This is a genomic window from Pantoea anthophila, from assembly GCF_026104315.1.
Classification (GTDB): Bacteria; Pseudomonadota; Gammaproteobacteria; order Enterobacterales; family Enterobacteriaceae; genus Pantoea; species Pantoea anthophila.
This window is the reverse complement of sequence record NZ_CP110473.1, coordinates 846,106-859,209: the sequence shown is the minus strand read 5'-3', so window position 1 is coordinate 859,209 and position 13,104 is coordinate 846,106. Positions and strand designations below refer to the sequence as shown.

Genomic DNA, 13,104 nt, shown 5'->3' with positions numbered 1-13,104 from the left:
CTTAGAAATAACCCTGGCGTTTTTTCAGTTCCATCGAACCGGACTGGTCGCGGTCGATCATGCGGCCCTGACGCTCACTGGTGGTGGACACCAGCATCTCTTCGATGATCTCCGGCAGCGTCTGCGCTTCGGACTCTACTGCGCCAGTCAGCGGCCAGCAGCCGAGGGTACGGAAACGGACCATCCGTTGAGTGATCTCTTCACCCGGCTGCAGATTGATACGATCGTCATCAATCATCATCAGCATGCCGTCACGCTCCAGCACCGGACGCGGGGCGGCGAGATAGAGCGGCACGATCTCGATGTTTTCCAGGAAGATGTACTGCCAGATATCCAGTTCGGTCCAGTTCGACAGCGGGAAAACGCGGATGCTTTCGCCCTTGTTGATCTGACCGTTGTAGTTGTGCCACAGCTCAGGGCGCTGGTTTTTCGGGTCCCAGCGATGGAAGCGGTCACGGAACGAGTAGATACGCTCTTTGGCACGCGACTTCTCTTCATCGCGACGTGCGCCGCCGAAGGCCGCGTCAAAACCATATTTGTCCAGCGCCTGCTTCAGCCCTTCCGTTTTCATGATATCGGTGTGTTTGGCGCTGCCGTGGACAAACGGGTTAATGCCCATCGCCACCCCTTCCGGGTTGCGGTGAACGATCAGCTCGGCACCCATCGCTTTCACGGTGCGGTCACGGAATTCATACATCTCGCGGAATTTCCAGCCGGTGTCCACATGCAGCAACGGAAACGGCAGCGTGCCCGGATAGAACGCTTTGCGTGCCAGGTGCAGCATGACCGAAGAGTCTTTGCCGATGGAGTACATCATCACCGGGTTGCTGAACTCTGCAGCCACTTCGCGAATGATATGGATGCTCTCCGCCTCCAGCTGACGCAGATGAGTGAGTCGTTTTTGGTCCATGATTTTCCCTCAAGCCAGATTGACAACGGCGGACTCGCGAGCCCCCTGCTGTGCTGAATGTTTAAACCAGGCGAGTTGCCCGTGCAGATTAACCACCTCTCCGATCACCAGCAGCGCCGGAGTAGGTGCCGAGGCGGCCAGCGCCTCAAGGTGTTCTAAGGTGCCGGTCAGCACCTGCTGATCCTGACGGGTGCCGCGACTGATCACCGCCACCGGCGTGGAGGCCGCACGACCATGCTGAATCAGCGCCTCGCTGATCAGGGCCGCTTTAACCGTTCCCATGTAGATCGCCAGCGTCTGACGCGCACGCGCCAGCGATGGCCAGTCAATATCATCCCCATCGGGACGGCAGTGACCGGTAATAAACATCACGCTCTGGGCATAGTCGCGGTGGGTCAGCGGAATCCCGGCATAGGCCGTCGCACCGGCAGCCGCGGTGACGCCCGGCACCACCTGGAACGGCACGCCCGCCTGCTGTGCCGCCTGCAGCTCTTCGCCGCCGCGGCCAAAGATAAAGGGATCGCCGCCCTTGAGGCGGACAACGCGCTTACCTTTCAGCGCCAGTGAAACCATCAACTGATTAATCTCTTCCTGCGGCAACGTATGCGCGCTGGCGCGTTTACCGACGCAGATGCGGTCGGCGTCACGACGCACCAGGTCCAGCACCTCTTCGCTGACCAGATGGTCATAGAGCACCACATCGGCTAACTGCATTACCTGCAGGCCACGCAGCGTCAGCAGGCCGCTGTCGCCCGGCCCGGCACCGACCAGAAAGATCTCGCCCTGACGGGTTGGCTCTTCCAGCAGTTCACGATCCAGGGTGCGTTTCGCCTCTTCGACGTTACCGGCGGACATCTGACTGGCGAACAGACCGTCGAAGGCCCGCTCCCAGAAACGCCGACGATCGGACATGCGGCTGAAGCGCTGTTTGACCTTATCGCGCCAGAGTCCGGCTACCTCCGCCATCTGACCCAGACTGGCGGGCAGCAGCGTTTCGATTTTTTCGCGCAGCATGCGTGCCAGTACCGGCGCGGTGCCGCTGGAGGAGATCGCTACTACCAGCGGTGAGCGGTCAACAATCGACGGGAAGATGAAGGTGCATTTTGGCTGGTCGTCGACCACGTTAACCAGCTTATGCCGCGCGTTAGCGGCTTCAAAAACCTGGGTGTTGAGATGGTTATCGTCGGTGGCAGCAATCACCAGGAAAACGCCATCCAGCTGGGACGGATCAAATTCGGTCGCCACCCACTCCAGCTCCTGCTTATCCAGCAGTTCCTGCAGTTCCGGGCAGAGTTCACGAGAGGCGATCTGAACACGCGCGCGCGCGCGACGCAGCAGTTCAATTTTTCGCGCCGCAATATCTCCACCGCCGACAACCAGAACCGGGCGGCCAGAGAGATCGGCAAAAAGAGGCAAATAGTCCACGTTAACCCTGATGTTTTAACTTTGTATTAACGGGACTATACGTCGCTGAGTTTATCCAGATGAAATTACGAATTGGAATGAGTAGTTACCGAATGGAATAACGGTGGCGCAAAGCACAGAACAATTTGATCTTAACAGATGAAATGTAATGGCTTTTTCGTGAACAGGCTCACAGATTCCTCCGCACCTGCTGCGCTGCAAAAGCAGATAAGTGCCAGCGCAAAGGTCTGCCTCTCTGTGCCGGAGGCGACAGCGCCCAATTCCACTAACAGGATTGCGGGACAAAAAGCGTATAATACGCCCGGCATGAGCGGCCCTGGCCCCTGTACAGGCCCGCTCCGGACAAATAAAAAAAAGGATACACTATGTTTTGTTCCCTCCGTCTGAGGGTTGCCACTCTTTTGTCTGGCGCACTCCTCTCCCCGCTGGCACTGGCCACGCCGCCCGGCCAGTTTGCCGAGCAGCAGGTCCGGCACATCGCCACCTTTTTCCCGGGCCGCATGAGTGGCAGCCCGGCAGAGCTGATGGCGGCTGACTATCTGCAGCAGCAATTTACCGCGCTGGGTTATCAGACCAATACCCGCCAGTTCAACACCGGTTACAACTGGCAGGAAGAGGATGGCTCGCGGCGCTGGCACAAGCTGACCGCCACCTCGGTCATTGCCGCACGCGCCGGCAGCGTGCCGCAGGAGATCCTGATCGTGGCCCATCTGGATACCTGGACGCCGCTGAACAGCGCTCAGGTTCACCGCAATCTGGGCGGCCTGCGTCTGCAGGGGGTGGATGATAACGCCTCAGGGCTGGGCGTGATGCTGGAACTGGCGCAGCAGCTGAGTCAGAAACCGCTGCACTATGGCGTCCGCTTTGTGGCGCTGAGCGCCGGAGAAGCCGATCTGCACGGCATGGATGACTACGTGGAGCGGATGAGCGCGCGTGAGAAGAAGAACACCCTGCTGGTCATCGATCTCAACAGCCTGATCACCGGCGATCACCTCTATTTTAACAGCGGCATGAATACGCCCCGGGCGGTACGCAAGCAGACCAGCGATCGGGCGCTGCTGCTGGCCCGCCAGCTGGGCATTCCCGCCGCCAGTCATCAGCTGACCCGCAAAGATGTCAGCGGGCTGAATGCCTTTGACAGGGCTGGCTTTCCGCTGCTGGATGTGACCGCCAGTAACTGGACGCTGGGGAATAAAGATGGCGCGCTGCAGCGTCACCGCAGCCGCCACTTTCCCGATGGCATCACCCGCCATCAGACTGACCTGGATAATCTGAACTACCTTGACCGCTGGCTGCCGGGTCAGATAGCCCGGCGAACCCATGACAGTGTCAGCGTGCTGCTGCCGCTGCTCAGAGAACTGACCAATCCCAACGTGTGAGGATCTGACATGTACGTCGTCTTTCTGAATTACATTCGTCCGGTAGAGGAAGTTGAAACCCTGCTGGCTGGCCATATCGACTGGCTTAATCGCTATTTTGACGCGGACATTTTTATTGCGGCGGGACGGAAAGATCCGCGCACCGGCGGCATGCTGCTGGTGAGGGATATTGAGCGTGAACGGCTGGAGGCGATCTTAGCGGAAGATCCTTTTGTCGCCGTGGCGCAGTATGAGGTGACAAAGGTGAATGTCACGCGGGCAGCGGAAGCCTTCAGTGGCTTAACCGGCGTGTGAGACCGGGCAGTGACGCCCTTCTCTCCCGCCAGCCAGAGGGAGAGAAGAGGCACGGGATTCAGCCTTCGTGCAGGCCGCACTCACGCTTGAGACCGAAGAAGCGGGTCTCTTCTTCTGCCATGCCCGGTTCCCACTTGCGGGTGGTGTGGGTATCGCCCACCGAGAGATAGCCCTCATCCCACAGCGGGTGGTATTTCAGCTTGTGCTGTTCCAGATACTGATGAATCTTCCGGTTATCCCAGTCAATAATCGGCAGCACTTTAAAGACGCCGCGCTGCACGCCCAGCACCGGCAGATTCGCCCGGCTGCCTGACTGATCGCGGCGCAAACCAGCAAACCAGGTCTGCGCGCCCAGGGTTTCCAGCGCGCGGTTCATCGGTTCGACTTTGTTGATCTCGTTGTATTTCTCAATCCCCTCGACGCCCTGCTCCCACAGTTTGCCGTAGCGTGCTTCCTGCCAGGCCGGAGAGGTTTCGGCGCGGAACACTTTGAGGTTGAGATTGAGCTGGTCTGCCAGCTCATCAATGAAACGGTAAGTCTCCGGGAAGAGATAGCCGGTGTCGGTCAGGATCACCGGAATATCGGGCTGCTGACGCGTCACCAGGTGCAGCGACACCGCGGCCTGAATACCGAAGCTGGAGGAGAGCACATAGGCGCCCGGCAGATGCTCCAGCGCCCAGCTGACCCGCTCTTCTGCTGACGCCTTCTCCAGCTGCGCATTGGTCGCCGCCAGCGCCATTGCGCGCTGGACTTTGGACATCTCATTCAGTGCTGCGAGGTCAGGATGACTCATTTTGCCTCCTCCCAAAAGTCGCGTGCCGGGTCCAGCACCGGCGCGACAATGCCCGCGCGGATGGTGAAGTCACCAAAGCCTTCTGCGGCCTGGCGCTCGGTGGCCCAGCGTCCCACCAGCTCATCAATGGTGGCGAGAATTTCGCTTTCGTTAATGTTCTCACGGTACATGCGGGGAATACGCGTTCCGGTGCGGTTTCCGCCCAGATGCAGGTTATAGCGGCCTGGCGCTTTACCCACCAGACCCAGCTCTGCCAGCATGGCACGACCACAACCGTTCGGACAACCGGTAACGCGTAACACTATGTGCTCATCACCGACGCCGTGCGCATGCATGATGCCCTCGACTTTGGTCACGAAGGCGGGCAGGAAGCGTTCTGCTTCCGCCATCGCCAGCGGACAGGTCGGGAAGGCCACGCAGGCCATCGAGTTTTCGCGCTGCGGCGTGACGTGATCCATCAGACCATGTTCACGGGCGATCGCTTCAATCTTCGCTTTCTCGCTCTCCGGCACGCCCGCCACAATCAGGTTCTGGTTGGCGGTCAGGCGGAAATCGCCCTGATGGACTTTCGCAATTTCAGCAATGCCGCTCTTCAGCGGACGGCCCGGATAGTCGAGCAGGCGACCATTCTCGATAAACAGCGTCAGGTGCCATTTATTGTCGATGCCTTTAATCCAGCCAATGCGATCGCCACGGGTGGTGAATTCATACGGGCGGATCGGCTCAAAGGTCACGCCGGCCCGTTTTTCCACTTCCGCCTTAAAGGTCTCGACGCCCACGCGCTCCAGGGTGTACTTGGTTTTGGCGTTTTTACGGTCGGTACGGTTACCCCAGTCGCGCTGGGTGGTGACAACCGCTTCAGCCACGTCGAGGATCTTATCCACCGGGAAGTAGCCAAACTCGCTGGCGGTGCGTGCGTAGGTCGCTTTGTTGCCGTGCTCGATCGACAGGCCGCCGCCCACCAGCAGGTTGAAGCCCACCAGCTTGCCGTTTTCAGCGATCGCTACGAAGTTCAGATCGTTGGCGTGCAGATCCACGTCGTTGTGCGGCGGGATCACCACCGTCGTTTTGAACTTACGCGGCAGATAGGTTTCACCGAGGATTGGCTCTTCATCGGTGGTCGCGATCTTTTCCTTATCCCACCAGATCTCGGCATAGGCACGGGTGCGCGGCAGCAGATGCTCAGAGAGCTTCTTCGCCCACTCATACGCTTCCTGATGCAGCTCCGACTCAACCGGGTTCGAGGTGCAGAGCACGTTACGGTTGACGTCGTTGGCGGTCGCCAGCGCGTCCAGCCCCACTTCGTGCAGCATCTGATGCGTCGGCTTCACGTTCTTTTTCAGAATGCCGTGAAACTGGAAGGTCTGACGGTTGGTCAGACGGATGCTGCCATAAAGGGTTTTGTCGGTGGCAAATCTGTCGATAGCCAGCCACTGGGTCGGCGTAATGATCCCGCCCGGCAGACGGCAGCGCAGCATCATGGCGTGGCGCGGCTCCAGCTTCTGCTCAGCACGCTCGGCACGGATGTCGCGATCGTCCTGCTGGTACATGCCGTGGAAACGGATCAGCAGGAAGTTGTCGCCGGTAAATCCACCGGTCAGACCCTCTTCCAGATCTTCTTTAATGGTGCCGCGCAGATAGTTGCTCTGCTTCTTCAGACGCTCAGCGTCGGTTAATTTGCCTTCTACAACCAGCGGTCCAGGGTGTTTATCGCTCATTAGTAAACGTCTCGCTGATAACGGCGCTCAATGCGCAGCTCACTTAAAAATTCGTCGGCCGTTTCACGATCCATTCCGCCGTGTTCGACCACCACATCCAGCAATGCCTGCTCGACGTCTTTTGCCATGCGATTGGCGTCGCCACAGACATAAAGATGCGCGCCCTCCTGAATCCAGCGCCACACTTCGGCACCTTTCGCGCGGATCTTATCCTGAACGTAAATCTTTTCAGCCTGATCCCGTGACCAGGCGAGGTCGATATGGGTCAGCAGACCATCCTTCACATATTTCTGCCACTCGACCTGATAGAGGAAATCCTCGGTGAAGTGGGGATTGCCAAAGAATAGCCAGTTTTTGCCGCCCGCACCGTCGTTATCGCGCTGCTGCATAAAGGCGCGGAAGGGAGCGATGCCGGTGCCCGGCCCGATCATGATGACCGGAGCATCCGGATCGGCCGGCAGGCGGAAGTTGTCGTTATGTTCGATGAACACCCGGACCTCGCCCTCTTCTTCGATGCGATCGGCCAGCCAGGTGGATGCGCCGCCGCCACGCTGGCGACCTTCGATATCAAAGCGAACGGCACCCACGGTGATATGCACTTCGGTATCGGTTTCTGCCTGAGAGGAGGCGATAGAGTAGAGTCGCGGCGTCAGCGGACGCAGCAGTCCGGTCAGCTGTTCTGCGCTGAGCTCAGACGGAGCCAGGCGCACCATGTCGACGATGGGGTACTGCTGCGCATAGTGCTGCAGTCTGGCTTTATCATCCACCAGTGCCAGCAGTTCGGCGTTACGCGACAGCTGAGCGTACTGCGCAACAATCTGCGCCGTGTTCACCGTCAGCTCAAAATGCTTCTGCAGCGCCTCGGCCAGCGGCAGCGTGCTGCCCTGAACCTCAACCGGTTCATCGCCTTTCAGCCAGACCAGCTCCAGCAGTTCGCTGACCAGCGCCGCGTCGTTTTCATACCAGACGCCCAGCGCATCGCCGGGCTGGTAGCGCAGACCGGAGTCGCCCAGATCGATTTCGATATGGCGCACATCTTTGTCGGAATCCCGTCCGGTGATTTTCTGATTCACCGCCAGGCTGGCGCTGAGCGGCGCCTCTTTGCTGTAGGGGCTGGTGGTCACTTCGTTGACGCTGCCTGCTACTGTCGCGGCCGCCTGCGCCGGCGATTCAGTCGGCACCCGCGCTTTGAGGATCGCTGTCAGCGCACTGCGCCAGGCCGTGGCCTGCTCCGCATACTCGACATCCGCATCCACGCGATCAAGCAGGCGCTCGCCGCCCAGCTCGGCCAGACGGCTGTCAAAATCTTTGCCCGCCTGACTGAAGAATTCATAGGAGGTATCGCCCAGGCCAAACACGGCAAAGGCGGCCCCCTCCATTTTCGGTGCCTTTTTCGACATCAGGAACTTATGCAGCGCCACCGCCTCTTCAGGCGGTTCGCCCTCGCCCTGGGTCGAGGTGACGACGACCAGCATCTTTTCCTGGCCAATCTGTTTGAACTTGTAATCACCGGCGTTCACCAGGTTGACATTCAGCTTGGCGGCCAGCAGGTCATCACGCAGCTGCTCGGCCAGACGACGGGCATTGCCGGTCTGTGAGGCGGAAAGCAGTGTGATAACCGGTGCTTCAGCGGCCGCCGCAGGCGGTGTGCTGCTGGCGACGGCGCTACCCGGTGCCTGTTCTACCCTGCCCCAGAAATAGCCTGACAGCCACGCCAGTTGAGTCGGGGAATAATCTGTCGTCGCCGCCTGTAAGCGGGCGAGTTGTTCCGGAGAGAGCGGAAGCATTGAACCAGGTGCCTGAGTCGTCATCGCGTTAAAAATTCCAGTATCAGAAGTCCGGACCGTAAAATGGCGGAAGAGTGCGTAGGTTACCGGGCTGTATATTAACGATTAAATACGCCTTCGACATATCAAATAACCAAAATGACTAAATGGTTTTTCAGGTAGGATTAATCAGCAAAAGTGGTAAGCAAAGCGGCGATATATCAGTTAATTAGCTGGACGTCAGAGGAAGACGGGTAAAGAAAGAGAACGCTTCGTGCGCAGCGGGTGCGAAAAAAGCGGTAATCAGGTAGAATCCAGCGGTTTTTTAATGTCTGAGAACCACTATGTCTACCACCCTGTTTAAAGAATTCCAGTTCGAGGCCGCGCACCATCTTCCGAATGTGCCGGCCGGACACAAATGTGGCCGTCTGCACGGTCATTCGTTCCTGGTTCGTCTGGAGATTACCGGCGAAGTGGATGCGCATACCGGCTGGGTTATGGATTTTGCTGAACTGAAAGCGGCTTTTAAGCCGGTCTACGATCGGCTGGATCACTACTACCTGAACGATATTCCCGGCCTGGAAAATCCCACCAGCGAAGTGCTGGCGAAATGGATTTGGGATCAGATGAAGCCGCAACTGCCGCTGTTAAGCGCGGTCATGATCAAAGAAACCTGCACTGCGGGCTGCGTTTACCGCGGCTGACCCTGTCGGATCGAATCCTTCGATCCGACGCGGCTCCCCTTTTTCGCCTCTGCCACCCCCTTTCCTGCACTCCCCTCCGCGCGCAGAAACCGCCGCGATGAAAATCAGGCGATATTGAGATATTTGTGAGTCTGCATCGACAGACGCCAGTTACGGGCGATGCAGGTCTCAATGCAGAGGCGGGTCGCCTCCTCTTTGCGGCTGATGGGCTGAAGCGCGATGATGCGCGGTTTGCTGTCCTCAATGCCCGCCAGTAGTTCATCCAGTGCCTCGACATCACGCTGGCGCGCCACCGGATGTTTGATTTCATCAGCCCGGCTCAGGGCCTGCGGCAGCACGTCGTAGCCGCCGCGCATGTTCACCTTCGGCGACACCGTCACCCAGGTCCGTTCAGAGCAGTGGATTTCGTGAGTGCCACTGGTCTCAATCTGGCACTGAAAACCCTGCTGCTCCAGCGCAGCGGTTAACGGACGCAGATCGTATATCGCCGGTTCACCGCCGGTAATCACCACGTGCCGCGCCGTCCAGCCCTGCTGTTCGATGGCGCGAAGCAGGGTCGCCGCGTCGGCATCGCCCCAGGCGTCACTCTCCACCGTTTTAATCAAAATGTCGCCCAGCGAGGTCTCCCGATCTGCCCGTTTGTCCCAGGTATGTTTGGTATCGCACCAGCTACAGCCCACCGGGCATCCCTGCAGGCGGATAAAGAGAGCAGGCACGCCGGTGTAGTAACCTTCGCCCTGCAGTGTCTGGAACATTTCGTTAATCGGGTAGAACATTTTTTACTCGCCTGGATAAATCGGGGCGCTGATTATGGCAGATTTGTCGCGCAGCTCAACCACGCGTTGTGCCTTTTCTCCGCGCGCAGGGAACTGCACGGGCCGGCAGGATTGCCGCTTGATCGGGCCCTGCCATCCGTGACTGTACACTGCATAAACAAAAAGCCCCGCACAGGGCGGGGCTTTCTGTTTATGCGATGCCACGCAACGTGGCATCAGCACCGGGTCATTACTGACCTTTAACTTCTTTCAGACCGTTGAATGGCGCTTTAGAACCCAGCGCTTCTTCGATACGGATCAGCTGGTTGTACTTAGCAACACGGTCAGAGCGGCTCATTGAACCGGTTTTGATCTGGCCTGCTGCAGTACCAACCGCCAGGTCAGCGATGGTCGCATCTTCGGTTTCACCTGAACGGTGAGAGATCACCGCAGTGTAGCCCGCGTCTTTCGCCATTTTGATCGCAGCCAGAGTTTCGGTCAGAGAACCGATCTGGTTGAATTTGATCAGGATGGAGTTAGCGATACCTTTTTCGATACCTTCTTTCAGGATTTTGGTGTTGGTTACGAACAGGTCATCACCCACCAGCTGGATTTTGTCGCCCAGAACTTTGGTCTGGTAAGCGAAGCCGTTCCAGTCAGATTCGTCCAGGCCATCTTCGATAGAGACGATCGGATACTGTTTAGTCAGATCTTCCAGGAAGTGGGTGAACTCTTCAGAGGTGAACGCTTTACCGCCTTCACCGGCCAGAACATATTTGCCATCTTTGTAGAACTCAGATGCCGCACAGTCCATCGCCAGTGTGATGTCTTTGCCCAGCTCGTAGCCTGCTGCTTTTACCGCTTCTGCGATAACAGCCAGTGCTTCAGCGTTGGAACCCAGGTTTGGTGCGTAGCCGCCTTCGTCACCGACAGCGGTGCTCATGCCTTTGCTTTTCAGCACTTTTGCCAGGTTGTGGAACACTTCAGAACCCATACGGATGGCTTCTTTCACGTTAGCTGCGCCAACCGGCTGAATCATGAACTCCTGGATGTCGACGTTGTTGTCGGCATGTTCGCCACCGTTGATGATGTTCATCATTGGCAGAGGCATAGAGTATTTGCCCGGGGTGCCGTTCAGTTCAGCGATGTGCTCATACAGTGGCTGACCTTTAGACGCCGCCGCCGCTTTTGCCGCCGCCAGGGAAACGGCCAGAATGGCGTTTGCACCGAAGTTAGATTTGTTCTCAGTACCGTCCAGGTCGATCATGATCTTGTCGATGTTCGCCTGATCTTTCGCGTCTTTGCCTTTTACCGCTTCAGCAATCGGACCGTTTACTGCAGCAACGGCTTTGGTTACGCCTTTGCCCAGGAAACGTGATTTGTCACCGTCACGCAGTTCCAGCGCTTCGCGTGAACCGGTAGAAGCACCTGATGGCGCAGCGGCCAGGCCTACGAAACCGCCTTCCAGATGCACTTCAGCTTCAACAGTCGGGTTACCACGTGAGTCGATAATTTCGCGACCGATGACTTTTACGATTTTGGACATTACGATTTTCCTCAGTACAAGTTAGTCAATCCTAAGACAAACAACGCGCGAAAAGTTCGCGCGCTGTTTGTGAAATTTACTTCGCTAAACGCTTCTGATGCTCATGCGCGGCTTTCACAAAGCCGGCAAACAACGGATGGCCGTCGCGTGGGGTCGAGGTGAACTCCGGGTGGAACTGGCAAGCCACAAACCACGGGTGGTTCGGGATCTCGATGATCTCAACCAGCTGATCATCACCAGAGCGACCCGCCACGCGCAGACCGGCTGCTTCAATCTGCTTTAACAGCATATTGTTGACTTCATAGCGGTGGCGATGGCGCTCAACGATGGTGTCAGAGCCGTAGAGCTGGCGAACCTGGCTGCCCGGCGTTAACTGACACTGCTGGCTGCCCAGACGCATGGTGCCGCCCAGATCGCTCTGCTCGCTGCGGACTTCGACGTTGCCCTCTTCGTCACGCCATTCGGTGATTAACGCCACCACCGGGTATTTACAGTCTGGCACAAATTCGGTGGAGTTGGCGCCCGGCATCCCGGCGACATTGCGCGCAAACTCCATCAGCGCGACCTGCATGCCCAGGCAGATACCCAGGTACGGCACATTGTTTTCACGCGCATACTGCGCGGTCATCAGCTTGCCTTCCACACCACGGTAACCGAAGCCACCCGGAATCAGAATCGCATCCAGATCTTTCAGCAATTCGACACCGCGTGATTCCACATCCTGCGAATCGATCAGTTTGATGTTCACGGTCACGCGATTTTTCAGGCCGCCATGTTTCAGCGCTTCGATCACGGACTTGTAAGCATCCGGCAGCTCAACATACTTGCCCACCATACCGATGGTGACTTCGCCACCCGGATTGGCTTCTTCGTAAATCACCTGCTCCCACTCGGCCAGGTTGGCTTCCGGTGCGTTCAGGTTGAAGCGCTTGCAGATATAGTCATCCAGGCCCTGCGATTTCAGCATGCCAGGAATCTTGTAGATGGAATCGACGTCCTTCAGCGAGATCACCGCTTTTTCAGGGACGTTACAGAACAGGGCGATTTTGGCGCGTTCGTTAGCCGGTACGGCACGGTCAGAACGGCAAATCAGCACGTCTGGCTGGATACCGATCGACAGCAGCTCTTTCACAGAGTGCTGAGTCGGTTTGGTTTTCACCTCACCCGCCGCCGCCATATAAGGCACCAGCGTCAGGTGCATGTACATGGTGTGCTCGCGGCCCACATCGACGGCCATCTGACGAATCGCTTCCAGGAACGGCAGCGATTCGATATCGCCTACCGTGCCGCCGATTTCGACCAGCACGACATCATGACCTTCGCCGCCTTCAATGATGCGCTCTTTGATGGCGTTGGTGATGTGCGGGATAACCTGAATGGTTGCGCCCAGATAGTCGCCCCGGCGCTCTTTGCGCAGGACATCTGAGTAGATACGACCCGTGGTGAAGTTGTTGCGACGCGTCATTTTGGTGCGGATGAAGCGCTCGTAATGACCCAGATCCAGGTCAGTTTCGGCGCCGTCGTCAGTGACGAAAACTTCGCCGTGCTGCGTCGGGCTCATGGTGCCTGGATCCACGTTGATATACGGGTCCAGCTTCATGATGGTCACGTTCAGACCACGGGCTTCGAGAATGGCTGCGAGGGAGGCTGCGGCAATGCCTTTACCCAGAGAGGAAACGACCCCGCCGGTCACAAAAATATAATTCGTTGTCATGCTGAACCTGAGAGTTTAGGTTTAAAGACGGTGGAATAACCAGGACGGGAAAACAGTATACTGGAAACCGCTATCAGCCACAATTGATGAATCACAGCCA

General features: G+C 57.7%; 11 protein-coding genes. 3 read left to right on the top strand and 8 right to left on the bottom strand.

Going from position 1 to position 13,104, the window contains the following annotated elements:
- Position 1 precedes the first annotated feature (1 nt).
- Together cysD and cysG are read right to left on the bottom strand one after the other, a co-directional pair.
- Positions 2-910, bottom strand: a complete 909-nt coding sequence (gene cysD, locus OJ965_RS06610) for a sulfate adenylyltransferase subunit CysD (protein ID WP_009086943.1) — start codon at positions 908-910, stop codon at positions 2-4.
- A 9-nt stretch (positions 911-919) separates the two neighbouring features.
- A complete protein-coding gene (cysG, locus tag OJ965_RS06605) occupies positions 920-2,335 on the bottom strand; it encodes a siroheme synthase CysG (RefSeq protein WP_265138408.1) in 1,416 nt (471 codons plus the stop codon).
- Positions 2,336-2,700: 365 nt separating this feature from the next.
- Between cysG and OJ965_RS06600 the strand changes: the two genes are divergently transcribed.
- A complete protein-coding gene (locus OJ965_RS06600; RefSeq protein WP_265138406.1) occupies positions 2,701-3,714 on the top strand; it encodes an aminopeptidase in 1,014 nt (337 codons plus the stop codon).
- 9 nt (positions 3,715-3,723) lie between these two features.
- A complete protein-coding gene (locus tag OJ965_RS06595; RefSeq protein ID WP_009086949.1) occupies positions 3,724-4,008 on the top strand; it encodes a YciI family protein in 285 nt (94 codons plus the stop codon).
- A gap of 58 nt (positions 4,009-4,066) precedes the next feature.
- Here the strand turns inward: OJ965_RS06595 and OJ965_RS06590 are convergent, their stop codons facing one another.
- The 3 genes from OJ965_RS06590 to cysJ are packed head-to-tail and all read right to left on the bottom strand — an operon-like array spanning position 4,067 to position 8,330.
- The gene (locus OJ965_RS06590; protein WP_009086951.1) at positions 4,067-4,801 is read right to left on the bottom strand and encodes a phosphoadenylyl-sulfate reductase; all 735 of its coding nucleotides are present in this window, start codon (positions 4,799-4,801) and stop codon (positions 4,067-4,069) included.
- On the bottom strand, positions 4,798-6,519 hold the full coding sequence (cysI, locus tag OJ965_RS06585; RefSeq protein WP_009086953.1) for an assimilatory sulfite reductase (NADPH) hemoprotein subunit: 1,722 nt from the start codon (positions 6,517-6,519) through the stop codon (positions 4,798-4,800). Before cysI ends, OJ965_RS06590 begins: the two co-directional genes overlap by 4 nt.
- Positions 6,519-8,330, bottom strand: coding sequence for an NADPH-dependent assimilatory sulfite reductase flavoprotein subunit (gene cysJ / locus OJ965_RS06580; RefSeq protein WP_009086955.1), 1,812 nt, complete (start codon positions 8,328-8,330; stop codon positions 6,519-6,521). The genes cysI and cysJ overlap by 1 nt, the downstream gene beginning before the upstream one ends.
- Before the next feature lie 299 nt (positions 8,331-8,629).
- Between cysJ and queD the strand changes: the two genes are divergently transcribed.
- Positions 8,630-8,989 (top strand): 6-carboxytetrahydropterin synthase QueD, encoded by a 360-nt coding sequence (gene queD / locus OJ965_RS06575; RefSeq protein WP_009086958.1) that lies wholly within the window; start codon positions 8,630-8,632, stop codon positions 8,987-8,989.
- 104 nt (positions 8,990-9,093) lie between these two features.
- On the opposite strand, the gene queE is transcribed toward queD, so the two are convergent.
- The 3 genes from queE to pyrG form a co-directional block, all read right to left on the bottom strand.
- Positions 9,094-9,765 (bottom strand): 7-carboxy-7-deazaguanine synthase QueE, encoded by a 672-nt coding sequence (queE, locus tag OJ965_RS06570; RefSeq protein ID WP_150030186.1) that lies wholly within the window; start codon positions 9,763-9,765, stop codon positions 9,094-9,096.
- Positions 9,766-9,994: 229 nt separating this feature from the next.
- Complete coding sequence (gene eno / locus OJ965_RS06565) at positions 9,995-11,290, bottom strand: phosphopyruvate hydratase (RefSeq protein ID WP_009086962.1); 1,296 nt, start codon at positions 11,288-11,290, stop codon at positions 9,995-9,997.
- A gap of 76 nt (positions 11,291-11,366) precedes the next feature.
- Complete coding sequence (gene pyrG / locus OJ965_RS06560; protein ID WP_009086964.1) at positions 11,367-13,004, bottom strand: glutamine hydrolyzing CTP synthase; 1,638 nt, start codon at positions 13,002-13,004, stop codon at positions 11,367-11,369.
- Positions 13,005-13,104: the final 100 nt, after the last annotated feature.

Excerpts from the sequence above, each read along its gene's own strand:
- cysJ (WP_009086955.1), bottom strand. The coding sequence starts at position 8,330 with ATGACGACTCAGGCACCTGGTTCAATGCTTCCGCTCTCTCCGGAACAA.
- OJ965_RS06595 (WP_009086949.1), top strand. The coding sequence starts at position 3,724 with ATGTACGTCGTCTTTCTGAATTACATTCGTCCGGTAGAGGAAGTTGAA.
- eno (WP_009086962.1), bottom strand. The coding sequence starts at position 11,290 with ATGTCCAAAATCGTAAAAGTCATCGGTCGCGAAATTATCGACTCACGT.
- OJ965_RS06600 (WP_265138406.1), top strand. The coding sequence starts at position 2,701 with ATGTTTTGTTCCCTCCGTCTGAGGGTTGCCACTCTTTTGTCTGGCGCA.
- queD (WP_009086958.1), top strand. The coding sequence starts at position 8,630 with ATGTCTACCACCCTGTTTAAAGAATTCCAGTTCGAGGCCGCGCACCAT.
- queE (WP_150030186.1), bottom strand. The coding sequence starts at position 9,765 with ATGTTCTACCCGATTAACGAAATGTTCCAGACACTGCAGGGCGAAGGT.
- pyrG (WP_009086964.1), bottom strand. The coding sequence starts at position 13,004 with ATGACAACGAATTATATTTTTGTGACCGGCGGGGTCGTTTCCTCTCTG.
- cysD (WP_009086943.1), bottom strand. The coding sequence starts at position 910 with ATGGACCAAAAACGACTCACTCATCTGCGTCAGCTGGAGGCGGAGAGC.
- cysI (WP_009086953.1), bottom strand. The coding sequence starts at position 6,519 with ATGAGCGATAAACACCCTGGACCGCTGGTTGTAGAAGGCAAATTAACC.
- OJ965_RS06590 (WP_009086951.1), bottom strand. The coding sequence starts at position 4,801 with ATGAGTCATCCTGACCTCGCAGCACTGAATGAGATGTCCAAAGTCCAG.